Consider the following 26,454-nt stretch of genomic DNA (forward strand, 5'->3'; position numbering starts at 1 on the left):
TATGAATGAAATCAGAAATTTTTTATTGTCACCAGAAGAATATCTGGATACATTCTGGGAAAGTGATGCTTTAATCTGGGTGGATTGGCGTGAATATGATGAATCTATCATTAAATACATCAATGAAAGGCTGCCGGAAGAAGATAAAGTGAAGTTTACCTGTGTGGAAGTTGAAAAAGAACGTGACATAGATATTATTTTAGAAAAAAACGGTATTTCCACAGCAATCCCTTATGCGGAAGAATATACAGATCGTGATACCACATTGAAAAACTTACAGGAATATGTATCTCCAAAGTATCAAATCCGTTGGTTTATGGGTTCTCTTGGCAGTGATACTCTTGCATTTTGTATTTGTCCTTCTACCCAGTGGGAACAGTTAGAAGAAGAATTCGGTGCAGAAAAAGTAGCGTATCATTTTGCACCAATCAAGGAAGACAGTGTTATGTTTGAAATGGGTATGGATGAAGTATTTGATTTGATGAAACAAAGAGGAGAATCGTAATATTTTTCGGGATATCATGAGTGCGATTATGAATGATGATAGAAAATTAGTTTTAGCACAAAAAAAGGTACAGCTTAAAGAAGAACAAAAAAGAGCAGAAATACAGCAATACAAAGACCATTTTGCGAAAAACATAGAACATTTTTCTCAAAAATACAGATATGCTGATGAATCGGAAGCATTCAAAATCGAAGAATTTATCTCAAAACTAAATTTTATACGACCTGGACAACTGGCAATTAAAAAAGTTTGCACGCATCCCCATGAGAACGTCTACTTGTGCTTTTTGATGGGAACTGAAGCATTATTTCAAATTTATATATTCGGGAAATATGATGACATCATGAGTGATTATGATGAATGGGAAGTTTTCAGTCCGTATCTGTTGCTTGTGCATGAGGACTTTATTCATTATGTATATGTGAATGATTATGGGGAAACTATGGAATCAAAAATTGAGATGTACTTATGAAAGAGAGCGGTGTGCCTATGGACAAAGAAATATTGATAGCAAAACTTCTGAATCTTGCTGAAGGTCGAGAAACCCCAGAAAGCTGGCAAGAATGGTGGAATGAGCATGAGGCAGAACTGGAGACACTCCTGAATCGTGGAGATTTTCTGAAACTGAAACCATGCAAACACGGTTTTAAATGGGTTCCAGTGTTTACCAGCCAAAAGGGTGCTGTTGCGATTCTTGAAAAGAACGGTGTGAAGTGTAACTCCAGTCATTTTTATCAGGAACAGTATCTGGAGGAATTGGATGCTTTCTGCAAAGAACAAAAACGACAGCAAAGAGAAAAACAAAAAGAATTCAAAGATAGGCATCCCGCGTGGTTTAAGCAGTATCCGAAGTTTTCTAAAGCATTGGCAAATGTACTTGGACCTTCAGATGAAATCCTGCCTGCTGCAACTGAGGCAAAGATTGACAAACAGGAAGAATTGCTGAAATTTCTTTTTCCTGCCAAAGTACGAGAATTTTTTCTTTTAAGTGCAGGAATCAATGTATCTACTGGTGTGACCATTATGCTGTCAGGGATGTTTCGTATGACCATCCATGGAGAGCAATATTGTGTGTTGGGAGAGTTCTGGAAAGAAGCAGATGGAGATCAGCTTTTGCTTCGTACTGGAGATGAAACTATCTGGTACTATGCCCATGAACAGGACAAGGTAAAACCACTTTGTAATGATATGACGGAGCTCTTGGAGAAAAAACTGGCGAGGTATCTGAATGAGAATTGAAAACATTGCAAATGAAAAAAGATATCAGGATTGGCGAACACAGCAACATTACTTATTTTCGCCAGAGAATCGGTTTCCGCAGCAGGATGAGCAGTTTTCGCTGATAGACGGGTATTCTGTTTGTTCAAAAGCTTATTTCTATCATGGTGATTTTCACTTAAATGGCAGTGAAAATGAACTGATAGATCAAAATGGAAAGATCATTTATACCTGGTGTAATTTAGATGCAGATGGGGAATTCTGCACGATGTTCTGTCACAGCAATGGAAAGCATTATCTTGTTTTTCGAATAGAGCTGTATGGATACAGCATTTTGGAGGTAGAGATAAGGACAGAAATGCATTATGTTCCTGCCTGTGTCCACCCAGAAGAAGGAGAATCTGTAGAGGAAATGTTCATCTGGACAAGTGCAGACTATGATTCCAGAAGTAATTTATTGGCTGTAACTGGTTGTATTTGGGCATGTCCTTATTCCACTATTGTGCTTGACTTTTCTAAACCTCTCCATCCTCGGCTACCAGAGCAATGGATGGATCTACGAAATTATGTTGATCCAAACGATATTCTGTTTGATGATATTGACTTTGTTCGATGGGAGGACAGTGCAATAATTCTCCAAGGCAGCAGCATAGAAGATGGAAAATGGAAAGAAGTTCGAGTATCGACAGAACAGCTGCGAGCTGCATTGTAAAAGGCTGGAGGAATGTAAAAATATGGAGAAAAAAGATTTCCCCAAGGGAACAAAACCACGAGAAATATTTGTATATACCTGTGAGAGGATTGCGGAACCATTGATCCCGTTGGGTTACAAATACCGCAAGAGCAAAAACGACATTTATAAAAAGAACGGAATATTTGTATTCTCCTTTGATTTTTCGCCCTCCATCCGCTTTGGCTCCACCACTTTTACTGCCAGCTTCCACGTAAGTTCCCCGGTGATTGCCCAGTGGCGCAGTGAGCAGGAAGGTGAGGAGGAGGCTTATGATGATGGTATCGTGGGCACCTCCATCGCCAGACTGACACGCCGATACAATGACTTTCCACGCTACGAGGTTGCCACTCTGATAGAGCGGGAACGCTCTATTCAAGAGATTTCAGGGCAGATCCAAGATTATGCCCTGCCGTTCTTCGCGCGGTTTTCTGACTTGCCGAAGCTACTGGACGATGTGGAACGGGAGGGGTTCTTTCCCCATCGGAAGGGATTCGATGTCCCAAAACGGAATCGGGAGTTCATCGAATGCTTCCGAGAGTATCTCCAAAAGCAGTAATCGAAAGTGATATAGATTAAACAGAAAATTCATTTTGAAAGATGGTGAGTTCGTTTGAAGGAATACATTGAAAGTTTAGAGCACGATTTTTCTTTGATAGAAAATGGATTTAAGGTTGAAGAAAAAAGGGCTTTAAATGATTATAAGACTCATGATCGTAAATACATCAAAGAGTTGGCACATTTGGCGTACAAATCTGAAGTATATCAAGTAAGAATGTATAGCGTATTTCTTTTGGGGTACTTATCAGAAGATAATGACATTTTAGTATTCATGAGAGATGAAGTCTCGAAAGATGATGATTGGAGAGTTCAAGAGATATTGGCAAAGTCTTTTGATGAGTTCTGTAAGCGCAAAGGATATCAAAACGCTCTTCCAATGGTTGATGAATGGATGAAAAGCAGCAATCCCAATACTCGGAGGGCAGTTACAGAAGGTCTGCAAATTTGGACAAACAGACCGTATTTCAAAGAAAATCCTACAGCAGCTATTGAACGGTTAGTCAATTTAAAAGAAGATCCGAGTGAATATGTAAGAAAGTCTGTAGGTAATGCTTTAAGAGATATTAGCAAAAAATATCCAGAATTGATTGAAGCAGAACTGAGTAGGTGGAAATTAGAGAATAAAGAAATCAATCAAGTATACAGATTAGCAACGAAATTTATGAAGTAGTGGATTTTAATAAGAAACTTATGATTTGATGCAAGAAAGCATGATCAGGAAGTAATCCAGTATTATGAAAGCATTTTAAAAGCCATAATCCAACGGAAATAAATTGGAAATGATAGAGGTGTATTATGGGACTATTTTTGAAGAAAAGGGTCGAAATGCCGGATAAAATGATTTTGGAAAATACAGAATTTATATTTGAACGCAGACTCGGTTTTCATGTTGGAGAATTAATCGTATGGGATAGAAAGGTCAAAATTCTCCTTGAGTTTCAGAGCACAGAGGGAAATATAGGCGATATCATTTTGGAAAAGGTAAATTGGGTCAATGACCATAAAGATACCATTATCCGAGCATTTTTGGATGAGAACGATGACTGCATAGGTGTCGTGAATGAAATGATCGAAGATGGAACGCTTGAAGCGGATGGGAAGATCTCAGAAGATGAGTTTGTAAAAGCACTATTCGTAAACAATGTAACAGTATTTGTAAATGGAAGTGAAACTGGCTTTTACATCGATTTGGATGCGGAACCCGACTATTTCATGGGACATTTATTTTGTATCGAGGTCGACTGCAAATATAAAATTGAAGTCGGCGGATTCAACGGATAACACTTCAAACACAAAAGGCAAATTCTGCGGAAGGGGCAACGTCCGCAACGGCATCAGAAAGGAGACAAGTACCTATGTCAACTTGGAGCGGAATTCGGAAGAAACTGGAGAATGACTATCTGTGCCCAGCACTCCGGGATCACATCCAGTATTTTGCCACCAGTTATAGCAAAAGCGCTGATCATGAGGGGCGTGCAGCCATTCGTATGGATGGTGTAGAAGTGCTGCGGAGCAACTACTACACCTATTTTGAGAATGTATGGATGAAATTTCATCAGTTGTGGTCTACAACCCTGAAAGACTGTGATTCTGCAAAAGAAGCAATTGACCAGGCTCATGTCTATGCGCTGGAGCAGGGAACCTTTGACCAAAAGGTATTCTATGAGGCGTTTGACATTTTTGACAACCAGAGCATTGATAAAAGCCTTGTCAGCGATAATCCTATCGTCCGTATCTTTGCTTTTTTTGGATCGTAGGCTTGGAAAGCGACGTCTGCTGGCTTTGGAGGAATCCATGGAGCAAGAATTGGACTGGGTACGAGCCTTCTATGTGATCCGAATGCAGGCTGAAGGGTTGATGGAGAATTAAGGGGGAATATGGCTTGTCAAAAACTCTCACTGAAGGCGCAATCCTAAGTATTAAACTGAAAGAAGCAGCATGGACAATCGGTCAAGTTTGCTGCCGATTTGAGCTGGAAGGGCAAAAATACAAACAATATACAATGGCGTTCTTTGATGTGCTGTTTTCAAGTGAGGCAGAATTGGTAGAGAATCTTGACGGCTTGGATTTAACAAAACCAATTATAATTACAACGCTGAATAGTCACCCGCAAAGAGGATATGGATTACATCTTATAGGGAATAAAACTGTTTCATACACAAATATTCCAAACTATAAAAGTGATATATCCCCAACGCTTGGTTTATATAAAAACAAGTCAACGGATTTCGATCATTTGCTAAATGCGTGGTTTGGTTTTTTGCCATGGGACGGATTTTGTAGGGAAGATTATGTTGATGCATTCCTTACTCCAGGGACAAAAAAGAGAAGTGATATCAGATTTATGAAAGATTTTACAGTGGAAGAATTGAAGAAGATTATGCCCGCAGGAAGTATTGCTTTGATTCAACACTTGCAAAAAGATAGTGTAAAAAACAACGCTCCACCTATTGTGGAATGAAAGGAACAGGAGGAACCACCATGTCACAGATTGCATCCTTTTATCTGATAAAAAATAACCAACGGCAGGAGTTATCTGATGGCAACTGCTCTGCGGATGTATATATGGCTATTTGGGACTACTGCGAGAGCGAACTGGATATAGATGTCCGTTTTCCTGCTCCACAGACAGAGGAAACTCTGGACTGTGCTCTGATGACGGGAAAATTGGCTTCCGATTTGTTGGAAGCTCTGCAGGATCAGAATCTCCCGAAACTGGCTGCTGAAATTGCTCCAGACTGGGATTTGACTCTCGAGGCAGTGCAAAGAGGTTTGGAAACACTTTGCTCCAATCTGAAACTAGTAGGAGACGATACTGCTCTGCTATATGAAATGACCTAAATGGGCTATACCTTTTGTCCAAAGTAACATCTATTCAACAGAGGAGGTAGCAAAAATCATATATCCAATTTATCATTCTAAAGTCAAAGACGAAGAGAAATAATGGAGGAAAAACTATGGTGAGAGATGGAATCGTGTTGAAAGATATGGACACTCAGGTTACATTTAATCAGTACAGCTTCTGTGAATTGGTGAAGCACCTGATGGTGGAACTGGTGGGAATCTCTTATGAGGAAGCCTCCAAGCGGGTAGAACTATCCTCTCTGACAGCACCAGTGACGAATGTAATGGAGGCGGCGGTATTCAGCCACGAGTTGCCTTATTACTGGGCAATGTTCTTCTACTATGGGAACGGTTATTGGCTAAAGGGTATTCCAGCACAGCCAGAGGATATGGATGCCCATGAAGCTTTAGAAAAGAGAATTATGGAGAAATATGATTTAAAGGAACCGTTTGAATGGGACTGAGAGGTGAATGACATGCTAGATAATCAAATGTTTGAACTGCTTGATAAATTGAAGAAAGTCAATTACGAAACCATAGATATAGATGATTTTTTAGACCAAAGAGAATGTGACCCCTTTGACAGTGAGTGGGTGAGAGTGTACCAAGCCATAGAAGAACTTAAAAAGGGAAAAGAAATGGTAGATACCAGAGAAATCGAGAAAAAAGCATATATTACAGTTTACGAAAAAACAGAGTGTGATGATTTAGCAGGATACATTGCTGATGACTTTGGGTTGATTGCAGACAGTATTATGTTGCATTACTCTGATGAATGGTTAGAAAAAGTTATTTCCTGCTATAAAGAAGCAATCATACCATACGGGAAGCTTTAAGAGGAGGCTACTGAAGGTGCGAAAGGAATTTATCATTGATGGTAGACGATTTTCAACTATGAGAGGCTTCTATGATGAGGTGGAGCGTGTGTTTACTTGCGGTCTGCATTGGAGGATCGGACAAAATCTGAACGCCTTTAATGATGTACTTCGAGGAGGATTTGGACAACATTCATATGGAGAACCAATACACATAAAATGGCTGTTTTATGAAAAGAGCCTGCATGATTTAGGAAGTGAAAATGTAAATGCAATTACAGAAATCATTTTAGATACAAATAATTCTGGGCATGACTGTACTTTGGAGCTGCTTTGATAAGTAGAGAAATAGTTATAAAAGTAGTTTTAATTTTATAAAAGAATTCAAAGCAAGTAAGGAGGGAGCAATATGGGATTAGACATTTATGCAGGGACATTGACCCGATATTATGCGCATAACTGGAAAAGTACTGTTCAACAATGGGCAGAAGAAAACGGCTATGCCTTTCAAAAAATCACACCAGATGGTGCGGAAGTTGATGATGAGGAAGAAATGAGTCCTGCTGAAGTACAGGAAATTGTAGAGAACTGGCGTGATCAGATTCTGGCAGCAATTACAGCACCGGGACATAAGCCTTATACACCATGGACGGAAGATAACGAAAAGCCTTATTATACTGATAAACCAGACTGGGATGCTTTTGGTGCTATGTTGTTGGTAGCCGCTTGCCATTCATACGAAGAACCTGTACCTGATAAAGTGGAGAAAGATTGGGACTTCATGGAGCATCCCATCATTGCCCGCCTTTCAGAAGACAAGGAACGAATATGGTCTTTGTTTCGAGGTGCAACATTATGGATTCCTATCTCAGATGCTTTTCTATTTCAAGCACCTTTGCCAACAGAAAATGTAGCTGCCATTGGTACTATGGGCGGCTTAAAAAAAGAGCTGGAACGATTGAATGCTCTAGCGTGGCAGGCTGATGAGAACACGATTCTAAGTTGGCTTGATACAGAGGGGTATCCAGTTGATGGTTCGATCGATTTGGATGGTCAATATAGCAAAGCGGATATTCCAGAATATACCCAGTATAGCACAGAATCACTTGCCAAGTTTGCCTTTTCTATGTTCTGGCAAGCAATACAGTTTGCGGAGAAGTATCAGGTACCCATTTTGCTAGATTATTGAAGATTCGTTTGGAGGTGGATAGGGTGGAACAAAAACGTCCGGTAGATATATTTCATGAAGCCTTAGACTACCTGTGGAATGGCCTTGATCTGGAAGAAAAGGGCTGGAAGCGTCTGAAAAAAGGCGACTTCAAAAAGAGGATGAAAAATGGACTGACATATCATATATGGTTTGATCGGAGTCGCTACAACTACATTGACTATGAAATCGGTCATGGAAATGTGGAGGTGGGTTTCACCTGTATCATAAAGCAGGGAGATGATTGGCTCTACTCTTTCAAAATAGAACCAACAACAGGCGGTTCGTTCTTTCGGATGCTGACAGAGGATCTGCGGCTGGACACTGGGCTACTGGACACCTTTCTGCCTCTGATCAAAGCCCACTACCTCGACTTTATTGACCACTTTGAAGTAGACCCCACAGAGGCATTACAGCTGGTCTGCGCTCCCTTCACTGAGGCGGAGGATTACAGCTGGTTCATCCATGTGCGAGAGCAGATGGTGGAACGGTATGGAATGGCTGAGCAGCTGGCAGAGTACCGCCGTCAGACGGAATTGCGTGGAACGCCGGAGCAAAAGGTGCGCCATTGGATGGGAAAACAAATCTTCTATTTCTCTCATGGCAGCGATGTGAACCATGCTTGGGCTGCAAGTCGTACCGTAGATAAATTGGATGCCATTGTAGAGCGTTTTATGATGGCAAAAAAACGATATGATACATGGAATGAAGAAGATGAGGCTGCTTATCAGCTTTATCTTCAGGAGCAGGATATAGAAAAACGAACCTATCGAACATGGTATTTGATTGCCAATCCTCGTAATTTACCGAAAGAGTTCGTTCAACAAGAGTTGGAGTTCCGTTTTAAGTTATTCTCTGAGAGAAAGAAGGAAAAGAAATGAGTGGAGAAGTTTTTCAGCAGAATTTAGATGATAAGAAAGGTTCTCGTCCTGGCGGTCCATTTATCATACAAATGTTATTCAAAGAACAGGTTGAAATGCCGAAGCAAGAACAAATATTGGACACTATGAAGCGTCATATTGGCGAAGTTGATTGCTTTTGCTGTGATGAAAAAATGGCGGGTGTTGCCACTTTGGAACATATAGCGGAGTTTCAAGATGGGAAATCTCCTGTGCAGCTTTTTGTCATGGGATGTTCCAGCTTTGAAGGCAAGAGCTTTGATGCGTTTTTGAAAAGTCAAATGTGGGACTGTCAAAATGACAGAGATCGTATTTTTGAGGAATGTCATTATCAGGTGATGGCAACGGATATGTTGGCAGGTGCATTGGCTGCTCAGGAACGAGCTGATTTGGATATGGATTTTACTGAGGCTCTTGCGGAACTGTTTCCAACATGCGAGGCTTTCTATTTTCAAAACAGTGGTAAATTGTTTTTGGCTGAAGATGTAAGAAATAATCAAATTTCTGGATATGACCGCTTCATTCGTTTTGGTGTCAATGTGCGTTTTTTCAATATAGAGGGAACGGAGGATATGCTCATTGATACAGTTGGCATGAATACATTGTATTTGCCAGATCTTCAGTATCATTTTCATGATGTAGATCCAAACTGGATTGTAAACCACGCATATAATGTTGCTTCCTATATTTTGGAAAATAATAATCCAATCCAAGATGGAGAAACGGTTGATGGTATGGTAAATGGAAGAATGAGCAGTCAAATACAGTGGAAATGCCAGTACGAGGAAGCCTTGATTCAACCTGTGAGGGAAGTTATAGATATCCATATGGGAAACCATGCTTCAGGTGGACGTTGAAATATGAAAGATATTGTATTTCTCTGATGGAGGTGATGTTTTGAACGGTAAAATTTTATTTTTTGATGAATGGAAAAATTTTAATGCTTCGTTAAACGAAGAAATAGAAAGTCGAAAATTAACCGAAAAGCAAAAAGAAGAATTTTATAAAAATGGTGAGTTTAATAAAAAATATGATGATTTTCTAGAAGAATTTTTGGGGACCATTACAGGTACCATAGCAAACTATATGAGTACATATCATATAGAGAAGAAACGAGAAAATGATAAAAACTATAACCATATGGAACAAATATGGGGAGAAGGATTTGATTTATATAGTTTTTATCTTGATAGAATATCAGAATTTAGAAATTCTCTATTAAATTATTTAGATCAGTACTATACGATTGATAATTCCACGAAAGGAATAGTAGTTTTTAAAGTGCTTACTTGCTTACAGGGGAGAGCTATACAAATTGGTAATGAAATACTTGTTTTATTGAGAAACGGATATGCAGATGGAGCATATGCTCGTTTTAGAACTATGTATGAAATATGTGTGCTTGCACATTTTATATCAGATCAAGGTGATGAATGTGCAAAGGCGTATATAGAATACAATGGAGATTGGTATGATTGGGCTGGGCATTTTATGTCTAAGTCCAAAAAACATTATACATTTAATGATATTGAAAAGGAATGTAAAGTCAATCTGCAGCCTTGGAAAGTCGAATATAAATTATCGAATAAATTAGTTCATGCTTCCTCTCAAGGAACATTCTCAAGATTATCGCTAGAAGGAGAGTTTGATGACATTCCTATAGGTCCAGTAGACTCTGGTATTGTTACTCCTGCAACCAACTCTTTAACTACATTATTTGAAATCAATAAAGTGTATTTTAGTATAATTCCAGATCCTATTGTGAATTTATGGATATTGGCACTTCAAAAAATAAAAAATGAGTGCTGTAATAAATTTAAGGAGTTGGAAAAACTTCATTTTCCAGACAAGAAATAATAAGATTATTTCAGTGCAGGGGAGAATATCCTCTGTACTTTTTTATGTAATATTCTTATTTTGCTTTTTGTTCCTTTTGCAGGTTATAATATAATCATAGAAGTATAAAAGAGGTGATAGCATGAGCGAAAAAACATATATCGCTATCGACTTAAAATCATACTATGCTTCCGTGGAATGTATGGAACGTGGACTAGACCCATTGACAACAAATCTTGTGGTGGCAGATGCCAGCAGAACGGATAAAACCATTTGCCTAGCTGTGTCACCTTCTCTTAAAGCAATGGGGATCAAAGGCAGACCAAGGCTTTTTGAGGTAGTGCAAAAGGTAAAGGAAATCAATTATGAACGTAAAGCCCGCTTGCAAAGTAAAGAATTCACAGGCTCCTCCTGTGATGCTGATGAATTAAAAGTAAATCCTGCTCTTGCGGTTGATTATATCGTAGCTTTGCCAAGAATGAGTTATTATATCAAGCAAAGTGCCTATATCTATAATATTTATATGCAGTTTGTTTCCCCTGAGGATATCCATGTTTATTCCATAGATGAGGTGTTTATGAATGTGACACCTTACTTGAAAACCTCTGGATTGACCGCCAAAGAATTTGCAATGGAAATCATTCTCGAGGTTTTGAAGAAAACTGGTATTACAGCTACGGTGGGTATTGGTCCAAATCTGTATTTAGCTAAAGTCGCTATGGATATAGGGGCGAAACACATACAGCCAGACGAAAATGGCGTGCGTATTGCGGAGCTTGATGAAATGTCATATCGTAGGCTATTGTGGGAACATAGACCACTCACAGATTTCTGGAGAGTTGGACGAGGCTATGCGAAGAAGCTGGAGGACAATGGTCTGTTTACCATGGGAGATATTGCAAGATGTTCCATAGGAAAAGATACAGATTATCATAATGAGGAGTTACTGTATAAACTCTTTGGCATCAATGCAGAATTATTGATTGATCATGCCTGGGGATGGGAGCCGTGTACCATTGCAGATATCAAGGCGTATAAACCGGAAAACAATAGTATGGGTTCTGGTCAAGTGCTACATTGTCCTTATCCAAATGAAAAGGCGAAAATCGTGCTGTTGGAAATGGCTGATCAGCTTTCTTTAGATTTGGTGGAAAAAGGTTTTGTGACGGATCAACTTGTTTTGACCATAGGTTATGACAGAGAAAATCTGAATGATACTGAAAAAATACGTTCTTATACTGGTAAGATTAAAATAGATCATTATGGTAGAGCAGTCCCACAGCATGCACAAGGTACAATTTCACTTGGTAAACCTACTTCTTCCAGCAAAAAGATCATTGATGCAGCAATAAGACTTTTTGAAAATATTACGGATGAAAAGCTTCTGATCCGAAGAATCAATATTGTAGCAAACCATGTGATTGCAGAAGAAGATACTCTAAATGGTCATACTTGTGAACAATTAGACCTCTTTACAGATTACTCTGAAAAGAAAAAATTAGAAGAAAAAGAAGCTGCTGATAGAGAAAAAGAGAAAAAACTACAACAGGCGTTGCTGTCTATTAAGCATAAGTTCGGGAAGAATGCTGTTTTGAAAGGTGTTAGCTTGGAAGAAGGTGCAACAGCAAAAGATAGAAATAATCAGATAGGAGGACATAAAGCATGAGTGGAAAATATGATGATATCATAGATTTGCCGCACCCAACTTCAAAAAAACATCCACGAATGTCAAGACAAAATCGTGCAGCACAATTTTCACCTTTTGCTGCACTAACGGGATATGATGCGGCAATTCAAGAAACAGAACGGAACACAGAGAAAAAAAGAATACTTAGTGAGGACGCCATTGCAGAAATCAATGAGAATTTACAGCTTATACAAGAGAAGAAAAATGAACATCCCTATGTGTATATTACCTACTTTGAAAAAGATATAAAAAAAGAGGGAGGAAAATATCAAACAATAATAGGTCAATATAAACATATAGATGAACGTAAAAATATTTTGATTACTATTGATGGAAATGAAATACCGATAGAAGATATTTCATCTATTTACTTATATGAAATAGATTGATGCATAAAAAAAGACTACTTTAAAAAGTGGTCTTTTTTTGTGCATCCAAATGACATATAGTAACATTTTTTGTCGAACAAAACATCCATCCAATCGAGCTGTTTTTACAATTTTTTTCTATATTATTCAGTATGATAAATACATAAAATGTTGGAAAAGGTCGTGATAGCTATAAGGATGCGATAAATTATGGAAGAACACACAAAAATGTAGGCGAATCTTGTGAATATATAAAGAATATTATCAATCCGAGCCTATTTTGTAAAAAAGAAAAATACGGTAACTTTTGTGCGAGAAAATCCATTCAACATCAAATATTTCATATTTTCAATTGTATATATAAAATAGCTATGTCAAAAAGCAAATCTCAGTCCGAGATTTGCTTTTTTTGTTGCGTAAAAAGGTGCCGATCACCACCAGCCTCTGACTTGAATTTGCCATGAAAAAACAAATTTGAATCGGAGGAATAACTATGAATAATGATGGAAAGAAATATTTTATAAAAATCAAAGGTGCATTGGTAGAAGTAACTGATGAAATATACATAGCTTATTATGAGATGGAACGCAAAGAAAAGTATATGGTAGAAAAAGATAAAGCCCATGGTCTTTTATACTATGATAGCTGGGACACTGAAGATACTAAAGGAATTGATTACATTATGGATAGTACAGTGAATGTTGAAGAAGAAGCCATAAGGACAGTAATAGCATCAGATATTTGGTCATATGTTGCTCAGATAGATGACAAATATCATATATGTGAAGGAATAGCAAAAGGAAATACGGAGATAGAAATTGCAAAGGCAGCGAATGTAACACAGCAAGCAATCCATAAACACAAAAAAAGGGTTTTGAATAGTTTAAAGAATATACTTGAAAAAAATTCTTAAGTTTGGTTGTTAAACAAAAATAAAATGAAAGCAATACAGCAGGTAACCGATAGAAATAAAAAAGGATTTTGAAAAAAATTAAAAAAATTGCACAAAATTTTCAAAATTGGTTGTTAAGGGGTATGTATTTTCGGCTTATAAGTGAGGGGTATTTTTCCTCCCTTCAGTTTTGCATTGAAAATGCCTACCCAAAAACAAAAATTAGAGCAATATAAAAGACAAACCAATAAACACAAAATAAGATTCTGAAAAAATCAAAAAAAATTGCACAAATTTTAAAAAATTGGTTGTTAAGGGGTATGTATTTTCGGCTTATAAGTGAGGGGTATTTTTCTTCCCTTCATTGCACATTGAAAAATACATACCCAGCAATATAAATACGTTACTCTGTTCTCCTGAAAAGGAAAGCAGTACCATACAGTACGCCATGACGATATATTACGACAGGACGTCACAAATATATGAGGAATTAGGTTCGATGGTCAGTAATAGATAATCCGAGCGATACAAACTGTATGAGAATGATACTTTGGCAGTATCAAATGCCACGACCGGAACAGAGTCACAATGATACTTCTGCCGAGTCCCAGACATCGCAAGGACGGCAGCCCGCATGACGGGGGAGGTGAAAAGCCTATGTGTGTAGCCAAGCACAGTTTATATTGTTGCCCAATACCGGGGAAGTAGTGTCAAATACGGTAAATTCAAGTCTGAACATTGTGCCGCTTTATATGCGGCACATGTTTATGGCTTTTCATCAGAGAAAGAGCGGTTCTTTGATGAAAGGTCATAAATAGGAAAATAGTTATTAAGGGGGGATTTATATGTCAAAAGATCAGATGCAAAATGAAATCAGATACCAGCTTTCTAAGGAGTTATTGACAAGAATGCTCTTTCGAAATCTGATCACAGAAGAAGAATATAATCAGATGAATAGTTTGAACCTGCAAACCTTCCAGCCGGCAGAAGCCAAAGTTTATGAAAAAAATAGTAGATGTGTCACTGAAAAGCAGGTATCCTTTGCTTGAAAAGAGGAGGGATACTATGGAAGTAAAACGGATAGATACTGCAGATGCGAAAATGAAGCAACAAAAGGTGAAAAACGTCTGTGCCTATTGCAGAGTCAGCACAAGTATTCCATACCAGAAAGGCTCTTATGAATCCCAGCTGGAGTATTACGAAAATATGATCCGAAGCAAAGCTGGCTGGAATTTCGTAGGCATCTATGCGGACTATGGTAAAAGCGGAACCAAAGAAAAAGGCAGAACGGATTTTATGCGTATGTTGGAAGACTGTGAAGCAGGAGAAATTGACATCATCTGTACAAAATCTATATCAAGATTCGCCAGAAACACGGTGCAATGCATACAGGTAGTGAGAAAGCTGAAAGAAATACATATTGATGTGTACTTTGAAAAAGAAAAAATCCATACACTCTCAGAAAAAAGTGAATTGCTGCTTTCTATTTATTCATCTGTGGCACAGGCGGAATCAGAAAGCATTTCCTCAAACCAGAAATGGAGTATACAAAAACGATTTCTAAATGGTACCTACATACTTCCAAATCCAGCATATGGCTACTATACCAATGAAAATGGAGTGTTGGAGCTGGATCAGAAGCAAGCAGCCGTAGTGAGATTTATATTTGATGAGTATTTGGATGGAAAAGGGGTATGGCGGATTGCCAAAAACCTGAATGAACAGAAGATACCAACAAAAACAGGAAAGGCGGCATGGATAGGCTGTTCCGTTTATATTATTCTGAAAAACAATGTCTATACAGGGGACCTGCTTCTACAGAAGACATATAGTGAAGATACCGTACCATTTGTTAGAAGAAAAAATCATGGAGAATACCGTCAGGTACTGATTAAAAATGACCATGAACCAATTATCACTCATGAGGAATATGAAATCGTTCAAAGAATGCTGAAACAAAAATCCAACAGAACAAAAGAAAATCAGGAAGAACAGTCAGAAGAAATATCTGAATTTAAGGGGAAAGTCATCTGCGGCATCTGCGGTTCCTCTTATAATCGTCAGGATAAAAAAGACAGAACAGGTAAAAGCAACATCACTTGGAGCTGTGCCAGACGCATACAAACAAAAGACTTGTGTGAAAATGATATCGTTAAGGAAAGCCAGTTGAAACAAGCCTTTGTCATCATGTGGAATAAGCTGTCAAACCAATGCGATGAGATATTGGTACCACTGATGAACGAGTTGAAACAGTTTAAGACAACACCCATGTTTCAAGAGAAGCTGGAACGATTGGAAAAACAAATACAGGAACAAAAAAAGCAGAGGGAGATTCTTAACCACTTAGCAAGTGAGGAAATAATCGACTCTGCTTTTTATATGGAACAGCAAAGTGTCATTGATAAAAGACTGACGGAATGCCAAAGGGCAAAGGAACAGTGTCTTCAAAAATACAGGCAGAGAAAAGAATTGACACAAACTAAAGAACTGATCAAGCAACTCAAAAAAGGACCGCAGTATCTGGAATTATACGACAAAACATTATTCCAAGTCATAGTCAAACAAATCATAGTCAACCCAAATGAACTTGTATTTGTACTGAAAAATGGGTTACAGCTGACAGAAAGAAGGGAGAGAGTATGAATGGGAAAATTACAGTTTATGGTTATCAATTTATAGATGGGATGCTGCAAGCAGACGAGGAACAAAGCAGAATGGTGCAGGAGATTTTCAAAGTATACAATAGTGGTATTCCGGTGTCCAGATTGAAAGATCTTATCGAAGGACTAGAAATCAACCGAGTTAGACTCAGCGATATGCTTAGTGATAGAAGGTATCTGGGAAACAAGAACTTTCCACAGATCATTGATCAGGAATTGTTTGAAGCCGTTCAGCAAAGAAAAAAAGAACGACTAAAAGCAATTGGTAAGGAACAGCCATATGTTTATCATAAAGAACAGTTTTTGCTGGGAGATAAAATGAAATGTGGTGAATGCGGCAGTACTTATCACTGCTATAAGCATGGAGAGTTGCGGAGATGGGACTGCAGCAAACGTCTGATAAAAGGCAGAGTGAACTGCCGTAACCAGCATATACAGGAAGAACAAATCAAAGAATTATTCATGAAGACAGTGTACAAAATGGGACAGCATCCGGATATGATCCGTAAAATTACAGTTTATAGAGCCAAAAGAAATAACCGACTTGAGGCGGTGGAACGTGAAATAGAGCTTCTGAAAAATGACAGCGATCATAACATAGATGAATTGCTGAAGCTGATATACAAAAGAGCATCATTGAAGTACGAAGATGCAGATGATGGTGGAGCAGCATACTACACACAGAAAATAGAAGACTTGATTCAGCAGCACAAAGAGCAGTCGGAAGAAAAAACATTCGATAAAGATTTATTTAATGCCATCATCGAAGCCATTACCATACACAAAGACGGCAGAGTGGTATTCACACTGAAAAATGGAGCGACGATGACCGAAACATTATGATACAGAAAGGGTGTGTATTATGAGTATTACATATGAACGAAAAGTCCAAGTCATTCCGCCGAAGGTCAATATTAATACATCGAAGAAACAGGAAGTAAAACGAATGAATGTTGCCGCATACTGCAGAGTCAGTACCGCCCAGGAGGACCAGGAAACCAGCTATGAAGCACAGGTGGTATACTTCACCAAGCTGATTACAGAAAACCCCAGTTGGCAGTTAGCAGGGATTTATGCGGATGACGGTATTTCTGGAACGGATATGAAAAAAAGGGATAACTTCAATGCCATGATGGAAAGGTGCCTGCAAAAGGATGGTGATATTGATCTGATACTGACAAAATCTATATCAAGATTTGCCCGAAATACGGTTGACTGCCTGTCCTGTATCCGAAAGCTGAAAGAACGAAATATCGCTATCTACTTTGAGAAAGAGCATATCAATACATTGGAATCTACAGGGGAATTGCTGATCACCATACTTAGCAGCCAGGCACAGGAAGAAAGCAGAAATATCAGCGAAAACGTGAAATGGGGCTTAAAACGAAAATATGAAAAAGGAGAAATGCTGGTCAGAAGAATGTTTGGATATAGCAAAGGCACAGATGGACAGCTATATATTATCCCAGAAGAAGCAGAAACCGTCCGCTTGATTTACGGAAAATATCTGGAAGGGGAGAGCCTGAACGGTATTGCCCGTTTATTACAAGAAAAGGGTATTAAAACCATCAGGGGCAATATAGAATGGAATGTTAGTTCAATCCGAGCAATCCTAATAAATGAAAAGTACATCGGTGATGCTATGGCTCAAAAGACATTCACAACAGATTATCTTACCAAGACACGAAAAGAGAATAAAGGAGAACTTCAAAAGTATTATGTGGAAAATGCCCATGAAGCGATTATACCAAGAGAAGTGTTCTATAAAGTCCAAGAAGAACTGCATCAACGTGCAAATATATATAAGAAATCCAGCAAACAGAAAACAGAATCAAAGGGCAAGCATAGTGGAAAATACGCCTTATCCAAGATTACCATTTGCAAAGAATGCGGTTGTGAGTACCGCAGACAAATCTGGTCTAAGTATGGAGAAAAGAAAGCAGTATGGAGATGCGAAAACAGGCTGAGAAATGGGATAAGATACTGCAAGGAATCTCCGACTATAGAGGAAAATGTATTACATAGAGCAGTATTACATGCCATCAATCAAGTGCTGGAAAACAAGGGCGACTTCGTCCAGACATTCAGAAAAAATGTAGTCACAGCCTTGACGCATGACACAAAGTATTCAGAATATGCCAAAGAAAAGAAAAAACTGCAAAAAGCTATGGCAGAGATGATACAGCAGCAAGCCCAGCAGAATGGCGATAAAAGCTTCTTTGAGGAACGCTATCAGGCGATTACAGCACAAATAGAAGCACTGGAAATGAAGCAAATCAAAGAAGCCAGCAGAGGCGAGAAGGGCAGAAAAATGGAAGATATCGAGAATTTTCTGGATAAAACAAACTGTGTGCTGACAGAATACGATGATAAACTGGTGCGCCAGCTGATTCAGAATATCAATGTGGTCAATGCCACAAAGATAGAGGTGGTATTTAAGTCAGGAATTACAGTTTGGGAAATGCTTCCAGAATATTAAATGCATAATGATGGAGAGGGAAAGTTGGTGATTGTTTATAAGATGGAAACAACCACCAACAATAGCACAAAGTTTTTTGATTTTATATCAGACGATGTGGTAAAATAATAAATATAGTTAAGATAAATTGTATTTATGGTATATATAACTTATATCATTCAACATTTTATTTATATAGAAGGAACTATTTTAGGTGAGAAGTAATTATGAAAAAGAGAAATGAGGTATCATATGCCAAAAAAACCAATAAAAGAAAAGATCTATGCCAAAGGCGTTGAGATTGGAATTTATACTACGGATTTTCAAAATGAATTTATTTCTTTGACGGATATTGCCAGATATAAAAGTGATGAACCGAATGATGTGATTAGAAATTGGATGAGAAATCGTGATACCATAGAATTTTTGGGCTTGTGGGAAAGTCTTCATAATCCAAATTTTAAACCCGTCGAATTCGATGGGTTTAGAAATCAGGCAGGGCTAAATGCTTTTACGATGTCACCTACAAAATGGATTTCGGGAGTAAATGCTATTGGTATTGTATCAAAGTCAGGACGATGGGGTGGGACATTCGCACATTCGGATATTGCTTTTGAGTTTGCTTCATGGATTTCTGCCGAATTCAAACTTTATATTATCAAGGATTATAAGCGCCTGAAGTCAGATGAAAACAGCCGTTTATCTCTAAATTGGAACTTGAATCGAGAGGTGGCAAAGTTGAATTACCGCATTCATACCGATGCGATCAAGCAAAACTTAATTCCGCCTGAATTAACACAGGAACAGATTGTCTATACATATGCGAATGAAGCAGATTTATTGAATGTAGCTTTATTTGGTCAGACAGCGAAGCAGTGGAGAGATGCTAATCCAGGGAAGAAGGGAAATATGAGGGATGAGGCAACAATTCAGCAACTTTTGGTATTGGCGAATATGGAAAGCTATAATGCAATTTTAATCGAACAGGGAAAGACACAATCGGAAAGATTGGTTCTTTTGCATGATTTAGCGATAAAACAGCTTGAAACAATAGAATCTTTGAGTGTGCAGCATTTACCTCAAATTCAAGGCGATGACAAATTAATATAAACTTCAGTTAGATGGGATATTTCCGTTTATAGTAAACGGCAAAAAAAGACTGAACTGGCAAGAGAAAATAATTATTTTGGATTTTTTTATTTCTGCTATTTTAAGAGAAACAGAAAGCAATACTTTTTACTAAATTATGATACAGCGGCTTATGTTGATATGGGGGAGAGTATTTTGGTAGTATGTAAAAATCAAAGATTATAAAATATAACTTAATCTTTGTTTGGGTGCAGTATAAAGATGGCAATTATTTTCTTGATTAAGATTTTTTCCTTATGCTGAGCATTTTCTCTTTGTAGTTTCTGTATCTGTTTAGCTGTTAATATGTCATCATTAGATGTTTGAAGAGTGAACTTATCAGAACTTAACCTAATATTATATATACACTTAAGACTATATAAAAATGCAGTTTACATTAAAATTAGAAATATATGAATAAGATTACTTATGGGAGGATAAAATAAATGGAAAATTCCTTACAGAAAGAGATTGATTTAATGGCTAAGTCAATAAAAACAGATAACTATCCAATGTCTATAGGGGAATTGGCAAATCTTTATCTAGATGGAGACTTGCAAATAAATCCCATCTATCAAAGAATGTTTCGATGGGATATAACACAACAGTCTGCGTTGATAGAATCAATTCTATTAAATATTCCGATTCCCCCTGTCTATGTATATCAAAATGAAAAGGGAAAATGGAATTTAATTGATGGTCAGCAAAGATTGTCAACTATTTTCAAATTTATGGGTATCTTAAAAAACGAATCAGAGGATGGGTCAATAGAGGAGGTTGAGGTTGAACCTTTGACTTGTACAAAATTTTTACCATCATTAGAAGGAAAATATTGGGATAATGAAGATGAAAATGTTTCATTAACTGATGCACAACGTAGATATATAAAAAGATCAAAGATCCTTATTATAATTATTGATAAAAGTAGTGATGAGTTTGCTCAGTATGAGATGTTTCAGCGTTTGAATACTGGTGGAAGTCATTTGAGTCCTCAGGAAATTCGTAACTGTATTATAGTAATGAAAAATGAAGAAATTTATAAAAAGTTCCGTGATATGAGCAAATATACTAATTTTATAAATTCAGTTCCCATATCAGAAAAAGACTCGGAAGAACAGGGTTATTTAGAATTTGTAGTAAAATTTTTTGTTCTTAGGTATTCAAAGTTTGATGTAAGTGATTCTGAAAATTATAATAATTTTTTAACTGATGAAATTCTGGAGTTAATAAATAAAAATAATATCGATTTTGAAGAAGAAAAAGACATATTTCAAAAGACATTTGATTTATTATACGAAGTAATGGATGAAAATGCCTTTAAGAAATATGATAAAGAAAAAAATAAGAGTTATGGACCTGTTTTGGTGGGAGCGTATGAAGCGATAATTCCTGGATTGACAGCTAATATTGATTATTATCAAAAAAATACAGAGGAACTTAGTAAGGTAATAAAACAAGTATATAGTTCTGATGGGTATTTAGCTGCGATCAAAAGAGGGGTTAGACCAGTTGGAAGGATTAAAAGGCTAGCAGAATTTAGCAAGGAGATATTTTTACGTGGCGAGTAATATTAAAATTAAAACGGTTGAACAGTTAGAAGAACTTTTAGTACAAGATCTTGCTTGGAGGAAAAAAGAAATGATTTCATTGAAAATTTTAGTTGAAAAAGATAAAGTAAATGAACCCATTTTGCTTAGAGCGGGAATTGCATTGTTATGTGCACATTTTGAAGGATTTATAAAACGAGCGTCAAACTGTTATGTAGGATATGTTTCGCAACAAAAAAAATCATATAGTGAGTTAAAAGAAAATTTTACTGCACTAAAGATGGAAAAAGAGTTTAAGTCTTGTGCGAAATCGGATAAACATAGTGTGCATAAAAAGTTATTGATCTTGCACAAGGAGCTTTTAACAAAAAGATTTATGGAGAAATATGATGAAAACAATCCTTTTATTTCCACTCATTCAAATCCGAGTTCTGCAGAGCTAGAAGAAATTTTAGAGACGATTGGTATTGAATCCGACATATTTGAGACTAAAGCTACATATATAGATAGTTCATTGCTAGAAAAGCGTCACAAAGTTGTTCATGGAGAACGTTCTGATTTGGACAAACAAGATTTTTTAATAACTTTTAAAATTATCATTGATTTAGTTGAGGAGTATAAAACTTTATTAGTCGATGCTGCTGATAATAAAAAATATATGAGAGGTGGAGTTCATGGGGAATAATTGTCAAGTGCCTACTCCACAAAAATATGCCAATGAACTTTTGGATTGCATTGGATATACTCATGATTTGTATGATAAGTCAGTATTGGAAAATTCTTGCGGAGAAGGCAATATATTGAAAGAAATAGTCAGAAGATATATAACAAGTGCACTAGAAGATGGATATAGTAACGAGCAGATAATCATAGGGTTAGAAAATCATATTACAGGATATGACATTGATCATAAGTGTATAACTAAATGCATTGATACGTTAAATGCAGTTGCGAAGGAATATGGATTAGCCGGTATTCAATGGAATATATGTAAGCAAGATTATTTAAAGTGTAAGAAAAATAGTTTTCATTTTATTATTGGAAATCCACCTTATATTACATACCATGATTTGTCTACAGAACATAGAATTTTTTTAAAAGAGAATTTTGAAACGTGCAAAGAAGGTCGTTTTGACTATTGCTATGCATTCATAGAAGCAGGTTTAAGGGATCTTGCTGATGATGGAAAGCTAGCTTATCTAATTCCATATAGTGTGATACGAAATAAACATGCTGAAAAAGTAAGGATGTTGATTAAAGAATACCTTAAAGGAATTATTGATTATAAAGGAATACAACTTTTTCCTAAAATACTTACTTCTTCTATTATTATTATGTGTAATAAAGAAAATAATGATGATATATATTATTGGAGTAAGAAAGATGGAGTACAAAAAAACTTATCAAAAGAATCATTAATTGGTAAATGGATTTTTGAAAAAGAACAAGAAGAAAGTTTGCGACGCTTTGGTGATTATTTTAAAGTTTCAAATAGTGTTGCAACGTTGTATAATGATGCTTTTGTGTTTGAAGCTAAAGAAGAGGATGATTTATTTTTTTATCTTCAAGACGGAAAAATCGAGAAAGATTTAGTTTTTGATGCGGTTAGTGTTAAAAGTGAGAAAAAATATCAAAAAAGTGAGAAGCGTGATAAAATAATTTTCCCTTATAAAATAATAGGTAAAAAAATTTTTTCTTATTCTGAAAAAGAATTTAAACAAACATTTCCCGAATGCTATGCTTATCTGCTAAAAAACAAGGATAAACTTCTAAAGCGCAAATCTAGCGAAGGGGTACAATGGTTTGAATATGGTCGAGTTCAAGCAATTAATAGTATTTTTGTGGAAAAACTTATTATGTCAGTAGTTATTACAAATAATGTAAATGTTTATAATGCTGGAATTGATACTATTCCGTATGCTGGAGTATTTATTCGAACTTTAGATGAGTATAAAAGTGGTTTAAATGAGGCCAAAGAAATACTTCAAAGTAAATCATTTTATGAATATATTAAAAAATGCGGAACACCAACGACAACATCTTCATACCGAATATCTGTTACTGATATAGAAAATTACTATTTTTAATGCTACAAAATAAAATGATGTTGCTATTAAGTGATTTTATAGTGGGGGTAGGCAATAAAAATTAATCTAAAAAATAATATATAGCTTGTATAAACCAAGTATTATTTCTTTAGCATAAATCTATTTTATATAGTTTATTGTTAAATGGAGAAAGATGCAATATTAAAAGGATAATATCAATACACAACGAAAAGAAAAAAATCTGGAATGGCAGTAGCAAATAACTATTCCAGATTTTTTTGTTTCCGCTATTTTAGAGAAACAAGAAGCAACACTCTTTTGAAAAACACCCCTACACCAAGGCACAACCAGCTTCATTAGGCATACTTTTTGTTCAGTCATGATGGGATGAGTGATCAAAATAGATGACATAGCCGTAAAGCCAGTAAAATCAAGGCTCCCAGCGGTTTTTGAGGGCGATTTTCAAAGCCCCAAAAATTCCAATTTTATAGATGACATAGCGTTTTTGAAGTTAAAAAACGATTTTCGGGCAGTGAGATAAAAAAAATCTCACTGCTTTTTTCAGTTTTCAGAACTTAACGAAAAAGCGATTTTCAAAATTACAACCCTTTTTTGAAAAAAATTTAAAAAAGTTCTTGAAAAGTGTAAAAATTATGATGAAAAATATCGCAAAAGTATAAAAAATAAATTTGTATAAGCAAACTGAATATTAAACGATGGAAAAGATATTTGAATTAAGGCAGTGGATGAAAAAAACATCACACTGCCTTTTTTGTTCCCTTAATTCGACAAAATGGGGTTTTTCAAAATTACAACCCTTTTTTGAAAAAAATTAAAAAATTTTTTAAGGAGGTGAGAACCATGAAGGAAGATGTCATAAAAGTATTAAAAGTAAAGCCACATGAACATCCTGAAGTCTATATGCTGAAAAATACATTGGAAGCTATGCAAGAAGCAGTTGGAGGATATATTGACATCTTAGGATTAGATGACAATGTATGTATCTTATTAAATGATGAGGGGAAATTGATTGGCTTAGAAGGCAACAGGAGAATTGGCAGCGATATCATCGTTGGCGATTTTTTTGTTTGCGGCAGTGATGAGGAAGGTAACCTGACATCATTGAGTGAGGAGGAGTTGGATAAATACACAAATTTTTTTTATGAGCCACAGGAGTTTACAAAAGAAGAAATAGAAGAAACAGCAGTAATTGAATTTTACACATTTGAATGAAAAAGGAGGAGTTGCAGTTATGAAAAATATGAAGATGGAACCAATCGAAAAAAAGTTTATTTTTAGAACCCCAGGTGATCCTATTGAAATCACAGATGAAATGCTGGAGAATGCAGAGATCAATCCTAATGAATTGGTAGATATCATTCTTCAAAAGGGATGTATCATTATAAAGCCAACAAGTGTGCTTGGCAGATTACCAGAGGATCTGCTTTTGCTTTATGAAGAACTTGGATTTTCGAGAGAAATGGTGGAGTGTGTTTTTACAAAATATGCTGAAGAAGCAGGAGGATTCGATGCTTTGGTTGAACAAATCAAAAAAGAAAAAAATGTGGCATTGTGGTAAGGTGAGAAAATGCGAAAAATAACAGACTTAAGAGGAATCAAAGATACCGCCAAAGTATTCCTGCACATGAATATAGAAGAAACAAAGTTTTCGCCGTTGGTCATCAAGCATCCGTTTACAGATTCAGCGATGGTTTGTCTGTCGCAGACTGACGGCGAAATTGCTTTTGCCAATATTATGGAAGACACAAAGGCATTTACCATATGGAAAGAACAAGTGGAAAAGCAGATTGATACTGCGGAAGATGTGTTTGGGGTATACCACCAAGTACCGGAAAGAAATCCGGCGGCAAAGCCGTTTTTGCGAAGCAAAAATACTGACCAAATGACAAAATCTTATCTGCTTGCTTTTTTAAAATATACGGAATCATACTTATCCAGAGAGGATTTTTCCAAAATGCTTGCAGACATCTGGATTCGGACAGAAGCACCTAATCTTGATCCCAACTTCAAGCAGAAAGAACTGCTGGATCTGTTCCGTAAATCAAAACAGGAGGAGATGATGACAGAAGATGAAATAGAAACACTGCGAAGCCTGCCGGAAACAGTATCGGTTTATCGAGGCGTGACTTCATATAATGCAGGCAAGGTCAAAGCCTTGTCCTGGACACTGGATCAAAAGGTTGCCCAATGGTTTGCCAATCGATTTGGAGAAAACGGTACTGTTTATGAGGCGGAAATTTCAAAGGAACATATTTTAGCGTTATTTAAAGGAAGAAATGAGTGGGAGGTGATTGTGGAACCAGATCACTTGCTTCAGTTATCAGAAGCTTTGGAAGAAAATATGGAAGAACCACAGTTATAAAAACGTGATGGCGGGAACATGAACATTCATGTTCTTTTTTTATGTCAGAAAGGAGAAGGAAATGAAAAGAAAGTATCCCCAGAAGAATAAACAGCGACCAGCGAAAAAACTTCCGCCGGAGAGCAGAGTCCAACCTCATAAAAAAGTAAAGTATCACAGACGCTCTGATCAGATTTACGGGAGGTAATCCATATGGAAAAAGCATCCCATAAAGCCAATGCACAGTGTGCCGAAGACATCGGAAAAGCCATCAACAGTCATTTCGATGGTTTTCATTACCATACAGGCTTTGAGAAAGAACTTATCGAAATCTATGGCATGGAGCGAGTCAAATATGTTGTTGCTTATAACATCCAGCAAAAGCTTCACGATGGAAGGATCAGCAAAGAGAATAAGGCCTGGGCATTGCAGAGCCAAATGAACCAAGGCGAAGACAACCCCAAACCGGAATATACGATCCATACCCACAGCGGCTTGTTGGATTTATTTGCCAACAGTATTCGAGAACAACAGCTTACCCATGAAGCAGAAGAAAGCATGAAAGACTAACTATTAAAAGTCAAGTCTAAAATAAAAGTTTTGGATGAATTGCAGAAATGCACTTCAGATATATTTGTACCTTGAAAATTGCATGACGAACAGAGTGTCATTGCCGGCACTCTGAAAGG

Annotated in this window: 33 protein-coding genes; all 33 read left to right on the top strand. The window is 36.8% G+C overall.

The annotated features are described in order from the left end of the window. The first annotated feature begins 1 nt into the window (after position 1). A complete protein-coding gene (locus tag INF29_RS03500; protein ID WP_193484656.1) occupies positions 2-505 on the top strand; it encodes a glutathione reductase in 504 nt (167 codons plus the stop codon). A 28-nt stretch (positions 506-533) separates the two neighbouring features. Further along, entirely contained in the window at positions 534-977 is a 444-nt protein-coding gene (locus INF29_RS03505) for a hypothetical protein (protein ID WP_193484658.1), read from the top strand. Positions 978-994: 17 nt separating this feature from the next. Continuing rightward, on the top strand, positions 995-1,744 hold the full coding sequence (locus tag INF29_RS03510; RefSeq protein WP_193484660.1) for an SMI1/KNR4 family protein: 750 nt from the start codon (positions 995-997) through the stop codon (positions 1,742-1,744). Further along, positions 1,734-2,435 (top strand): hypothetical protein, encoded by a 702-nt coding sequence (locus tag INF29_RS03515; RefSeq protein WP_193484662.1) that lies wholly within the window; start codon positions 1,734-1,736, stop codon positions 2,433-2,435. The genes INF29_RS03510 and INF29_RS03515 overlap by 11 nt, the downstream gene beginning before the upstream one ends. A 22-nt stretch (positions 2,436-2,457) precedes the next feature. Next, positions 2,458-3,012, top strand: coding sequence for a DUF4304 domain-containing protein (locus INF29_RS03520; RefSeq protein ID WP_193484664.1), 555 nt, complete (start codon positions 2,458-2,460; stop codon positions 3,010-3,012). Positions 3,013-3,066: 54 nt separating this feature from the next. Further along, positions 3,067-3,684, top strand: coding sequence for a DNA alkylation repair protein (locus INF29_RS03525; protein WP_193484666.1), 618 nt, complete (start codon positions 3,067-3,069; stop codon positions 3,682-3,684). A gap of 125 nt (positions 3,685-3,809) precedes the next feature. Then, positions 3,810-4,295 carry a DUF2262 domain-containing protein gene (locus tag INF29_RS03530; protein WP_207728111.1) on the top strand — a complete coding sequence of 162 codons (486 nt, stop codon included), beginning with the start codon at positions 3,810-3,812 and terminating at the stop codon, positions 4,293-4,295. Positions 4,296-4,369: 74 nt separating this feature from the next. Next, complete coding sequence (locus tag INF29_RS03535) at positions 4,370-4,771, top strand: SF0329 family protein (protein WP_330608259.1); 402 nt, start codon at positions 4,370-4,372, stop codon at positions 4,769-4,771. Further along, the gene (locus INF29_RS15470) at positions 4,677-4,883 is read left to right on the top strand and encodes a hypothetical protein (protein ID WP_456298263.1); all 207 of its coding nucleotides are present in this window, start codon (positions 4,677-4,679) and stop codon (positions 4,881-4,883) included. Before INF29_RS03535 ends, INF29_RS15470 begins: the two co-directional genes overlap by 95 nt. Positions 4,884-4,896: 13 nt before the next feature. After that, complete coding sequence (locus INF29_RS03540; protein ID WP_193484668.1) at positions 4,897-5,475, top strand: hypothetical protein; 579 nt, start codon at positions 4,897-4,899, stop codon at positions 5,473-5,475. A 20-nt stretch (positions 5,476-5,495) separates the two neighbouring features. After that, positions 5,496-5,855: a hypothetical protein gene (locus INF29_RS03545; protein WP_193484670.1), complete on the top strand. Its 360-nt coding sequence runs from the start codon at positions 5,496-5,498 to the stop codon at positions 5,853-5,855. A 116-nt stretch (positions 5,856-5,971) separates the two neighbouring features. Next, positions 5,972-6,322, top strand: coding sequence for a hypothetical protein (locus INF29_RS03550; RefSeq protein WP_193484672.1), 351 nt, complete (start codon positions 5,972-5,974; stop codon positions 6,320-6,322). Positions 6,323-6,334: 12 nt separating this feature from the next. Beyond that, entirely contained in the window at positions 6,335-6,694 is a 360-nt protein-coding gene (locus INF29_RS03555; RefSeq protein ID WP_193484674.1) for a hypothetical protein, read from the top strand. Between the two features lie 16 nt (positions 6,695-6,710). After that, the gene (locus INF29_RS03560) at positions 6,711-7,010 is read left to right on the top strand and encodes a barstar family protein (RefSeq protein ID WP_330608260.1); all 300 of its coding nucleotides are present in this window, start codon (positions 6,711-6,713) and stop codon (positions 7,008-7,010) included. 72 nt (positions 7,011-7,082) lie between these two features. Next, positions 7,083-7,862 (top strand): hypothetical protein, encoded by a 780-nt coding sequence (locus tag INF29_RS03565; protein WP_193484676.1) that lies wholly within the window; start codon positions 7,083-7,085, stop codon positions 7,860-7,862. Between the two features lie 23 nt (positions 7,863-7,885). Then, the gene (locus tag INF29_RS03570; RefSeq protein ID WP_193484678.1) at positions 7,886-8,761 is read left to right on the top strand and encodes a spondin; all 876 of its coding nucleotides are present in this window, start codon (positions 7,886-7,888) and stop codon (positions 8,759-8,761) included. Continuing rightward, complete coding sequence (locus INF29_RS03575) at positions 8,758-9,636, top strand: DUF4261 domain-containing protein (protein WP_193484680.1); 879 nt, start codon at positions 8,758-8,760, stop codon at positions 9,634-9,636. The genes INF29_RS03570 and INF29_RS03575 overlap by 4 nt, the downstream gene beginning before the upstream one ends. Positions 9,637-9,676: 40 nt before the next feature. Then, a complete protein-coding gene (locus INF29_RS03580) occupies positions 9,677-10,636 on the top strand; it encodes a DUF5677 domain-containing protein (RefSeq protein WP_193484682.1) in 960 nt (319 codons plus the stop codon). A 121-nt stretch (positions 10,637-10,757) separates the two neighbouring features. Next, positions 10,758-12,281, top strand: coding sequence for a Y-family DNA polymerase (locus INF29_RS03585; RefSeq protein WP_193484684.1), 1,524 nt, complete (start codon positions 10,758-10,760; stop codon positions 12,279-12,281). Then, positions 12,278-12,691 (top strand): hypothetical protein, encoded by a 414-nt coding sequence (locus tag INF29_RS03590; RefSeq protein ID WP_193484686.1) that lies wholly within the window; start codon positions 12,278-12,280, stop codon positions 12,689-12,691. The genes INF29_RS03585 and INF29_RS03590 overlap by 4 nt, the downstream gene beginning before the upstream one ends. Before the next feature lie 472 nt (positions 12,692-13,163). Further along, positions 13,164-13,583: a sigma-70 family RNA polymerase sigma factor gene (locus INF29_RS03595; protein WP_193484688.1), complete on the top strand. Its 420-nt coding sequence runs from the start codon at positions 13,164-13,166 to the stop codon at positions 13,581-13,583. Positions 13,584-14,407: 824 nt separating this feature from the next. Continuing rightward, entirely contained in the window at positions 14,408-14,611 is a 204-nt protein-coding gene (locus INF29_RS03600) for an SHOCT domain-containing protein (protein ID WP_193484690.1), read from the top strand. A 52-nt stretch (positions 14,612-14,663) separates the two neighbouring features. Next, on the top strand, positions 14,664-16,205 hold the full coding sequence (locus INF29_RS03605) for a recombinase family protein (RefSeq protein WP_193484724.1): 1,542 nt from the start codon (positions 14,664-14,666) through the stop codon (positions 16,203-16,205). Beyond that, positions 16,202-17,065: a zinc ribbon domain-containing protein gene (locus INF29_RS03610; RefSeq protein ID WP_193484692.1), complete on the top strand. Its 864-nt coding sequence runs from the start codon at positions 16,202-16,204 to the stop codon at positions 17,063-17,065. Before INF29_RS03605 ends, INF29_RS03610 begins: the two co-directional genes overlap by 4 nt. A gap of 19 nt (positions 17,066-17,084) precedes the next feature. Continuing rightward, positions 17,085-18,701 (top strand): recombinase family protein, encoded by a 1,617-nt coding sequence (locus INF29_RS03615; protein ID WP_193484694.1) that lies wholly within the window; start codon positions 17,085-17,087, stop codon positions 18,699-18,701. 231 nt (positions 18,702-18,932) lie between these two features. Continuing rightward, the gene (locus INF29_RS03620) at positions 18,933-19,790 is read left to right on the top strand and encodes a KilA-N domain-containing protein (RefSeq protein ID WP_193484696.1); all 858 of its coding nucleotides are present in this window, start codon (positions 18,933-18,935) and stop codon (positions 19,788-19,790) included. A 464-nt stretch (positions 19,791-20,254) separates the two neighbouring features. Further along, positions 20,255-21,376, top strand: a complete 1,122-nt coding sequence (locus INF29_RS03625; RefSeq protein ID WP_193484697.1) for a GmrSD restriction endonuclease domain-containing protein — start codon at positions 20,255-20,257, stop codon at positions 21,374-21,376. After that, a complete protein-coding gene (locus tag INF29_RS03630) occupies positions 21,366-22,040 on the top strand; it encodes an MAE_28990/MAE_18760 family HEPN-like nuclease (RefSeq protein ID WP_193484699.1) in 675 nt (224 codons plus the stop codon). Before INF29_RS03625 ends, INF29_RS03630 begins: the two co-directional genes overlap by 11 nt. After that, positions 22,030-23,442 carry an Eco57I restriction-modification methylase domain-containing protein gene (locus tag INF29_RS03635; protein WP_193484701.1) on the top strand — a complete coding sequence of 471 codons (1,413 nt, stop codon included), beginning with the start codon at positions 22,030-22,032 and terminating at the stop codon, positions 23,440-23,442. The genes INF29_RS03630 and INF29_RS03635 overlap by 11 nt, the downstream gene beginning before the upstream one ends. 822 nt (positions 23,443-24,264) lie before the next feature. Continuing rightward, complete coding sequence (locus INF29_RS03640; RefSeq protein ID WP_193484703.1) at positions 24,265-24,636, top strand: DUF3846 domain-containing protein; 372 nt, start codon at positions 24,265-24,267, stop codon at positions 24,634-24,636. Between the two features lie 19 nt (positions 24,637-24,655). Next, positions 24,656-24,982: a hypothetical protein gene (locus INF29_RS03645; RefSeq protein WP_193484705.1), complete on the top strand. Its 327-nt coding sequence runs from the start codon at positions 24,656-24,658 to the stop codon at positions 24,980-24,982. A 9-nt stretch (positions 24,983-24,991) separates the two neighbouring features. After that, positions 24,992-25,786 (top strand): hypothetical protein, encoded by a 795-nt coding sequence (locus INF29_RS03650; protein ID WP_193484706.1) that lies wholly within the window; start codon positions 24,992-24,994, stop codon positions 25,784-25,786. A gap of 192 nt (positions 25,787-25,978) precedes the next feature. Next, the gene (locus INF29_RS03655) at positions 25,979-26,335 is read left to right on the top strand and encodes a DUF3849 domain-containing protein (protein WP_193484708.1); all 357 of its coding nucleotides are present in this window, start codon (positions 25,979-25,981) and stop codon (positions 26,333-26,335) included. Positions 26,336-26,454: the final 119 nt, after the last annotated feature.

The sequence above is a fragment of the Anaerotignum lactatifermentans genome, from assembly GCF_014982935.1.
GTDB classification, from domain to species: domain Bacteria; phylum Bacillota; class Clostridia; order Lachnospirales; family Anaerotignaceae; genus Anaerotignum; species Anaerotignum lactatifermentans.

Excerpts from the sequence above, each read along its gene's own strand:
- INF29_RS03545 (WP_193484670.1), top strand. The coding sequence starts at position 5,496 with ATGTCACAGATTGCATCCTTTTATCTGATAAAAAATAACCAACGGCAG.
- INF29_RS03550 (WP_193484672.1), top strand. The coding sequence starts at position 5,972 with ATGGTGAGAGATGGAATCGTGTTGAAAGATATGGACACTCAGGTTACA.
- INF29_RS03635 (WP_193484701.1), top strand. The coding sequence starts at position 22,030 with ATGGGGAATAATTGTCAAGTGCCTACTCCACAAAAATATGCCAATGAA.
- INF29_RS03655 (WP_193484708.1), top strand. The coding sequence starts at position 25,979 with ATGGAAAAAGCATCCCATAAAGCCAATGCACAGTGTGCCGAAGACATC.
- INF29_RS03595 (WP_193484688.1), top strand. The coding sequence starts at position 13,164 with ATGAATAATGATGGAAAGAAATATTTTATAAAAATCAAAGGTGCATTG.
- INF29_RS03640 (WP_193484703.1), top strand. The coding sequence starts at position 24,265 with ATGAAGGAAGATGTCATAAAAGTATTAAAAGTAAAGCCACATGAACAT.
- INF29_RS03585 (WP_193484684.1), top strand. The coding sequence starts at position 10,758 with ATGAGCGAAAAAACATATATCGCTATCGACTTAAAATCATACTATGCT.
- INF29_RS03500 (WP_193484656.1), top strand. The coding sequence starts at position 2 with ATGAATGAAATCAGAAATTTTTTATTGTCACCAGAAGAATATCTGGAT.
- INF29_RS03505 (WP_193484658.1), top strand. The coding sequence starts at position 534 with ATGAATGATGATAGAAAATTAGTTTTAGCACAAAAAAAGGTACAGCTT.
- INF29_RS03565 (WP_193484676.1), top strand. The coding sequence starts at position 7,083 with ATGGGATTAGACATTTATGCAGGGACATTGACCCGATATTATGCGCAT.
- INF29_RS03555 (WP_193484674.1), top strand. The coding sequence starts at position 6,335 with ATGCTAGATAATCAAATGTTTGAACTGCTTGATAAATTGAAGAAAGTC.
- INF29_RS03510 (WP_193484660.1), top strand. The coding sequence starts at position 995 with ATGGACAAAGAAATATTGATAGCAAAACTTCTGAATCTTGCTGAAGGT.
- INF29_RS03645 (WP_193484705.1), top strand. The coding sequence starts at position 24,656 with ATGAAAAATATGAAGATGGAACCAATCGAAAAAAAGTTTATTTTTAGA.
- INF29_RS15470 (WP_456298263.1), top strand. The coding sequence starts at position 4,677 with ATGAGGCGTTTGACATTTTTGACAACCAGAGCATTGATAAAAGCCTTG.
- INF29_RS03535 (WP_330608259.1), top strand. The coding sequence starts at position 4,370 with ATGTCAACTTGGAGCGGAATTCGGAAGAAACTGGAGAATGACTATCTG.
- INF29_RS03625 (WP_193484697.1), top strand. The coding sequence starts at position 20,255 with ATGGAAAATTCCTTACAGAAAGAGATTGATTTAATGGCTAAGTCAATA.
- INF29_RS03515 (WP_193484662.1), top strand. The coding sequence starts at position 1,734 with ATGAGAATTGAAAACATTGCAAATGAAAAAAGATATCAGGATTGGCGA.
- INF29_RS03650 (WP_193484706.1), top strand. The coding sequence starts at position 24,992 with ATGCGAAAAATAACAGACTTAAGAGGAATCAAAGATACCGCCAAAGTA.
- INF29_RS03575 (WP_193484680.1), top strand. The coding sequence starts at position 8,758 with ATGAGTGGAGAAGTTTTTCAGCAGAATTTAGATGATAAGAAAGGTTCT.
- INF29_RS03615 (WP_193484694.1), top strand. The coding sequence starts at position 17,085 with ATGAGTATTACATATGAACGAAAAGTCCAAGTCATTCCGCCGAAGGTC.
- INF29_RS03600 (WP_193484690.1), top strand. The coding sequence starts at position 14,408 with ATGTCAAAAGATCAGATGCAAAATGAAATCAGATACCAGCTTTCTAAG.
- INF29_RS03520 (WP_193484664.1), top strand. The coding sequence starts at position 2,458 with ATGGAGAAAAAAGATTTCCCCAAGGGAACAAAACCACGAGAAATATTT.
- INF29_RS03610 (WP_193484692.1), top strand. The coding sequence starts at position 16,202 with ATGAATGGGAAAATTACAGTTTATGGTTATCAATTTATAGATGGGATG.
- INF29_RS03605 (WP_193484724.1), top strand. The coding sequence starts at position 14,664 with ATGAAGCAACAAAAGGTGAAAAACGTCTGTGCCTATTGCAGAGTCAGC.
- INF29_RS03590 (WP_193484686.1), top strand. The coding sequence starts at position 12,278 with ATGAGTGGAAAATATGATGATATCATAGATTTGCCGCACCCAACTTCA.
- INF29_RS03620 (WP_193484696.1), top strand. The coding sequence starts at position 18,933 with ATGCCAAAAAAACCAATAAAAGAAAAGATCTATGCCAAAGGCGTTGAG.
- INF29_RS03530 (WP_207728111.1), top strand. The coding sequence starts at position 3,810 with ATGGGACTATTTTTGAAGAAAAGGGTCGAAATGCCGGATAAAATGATT.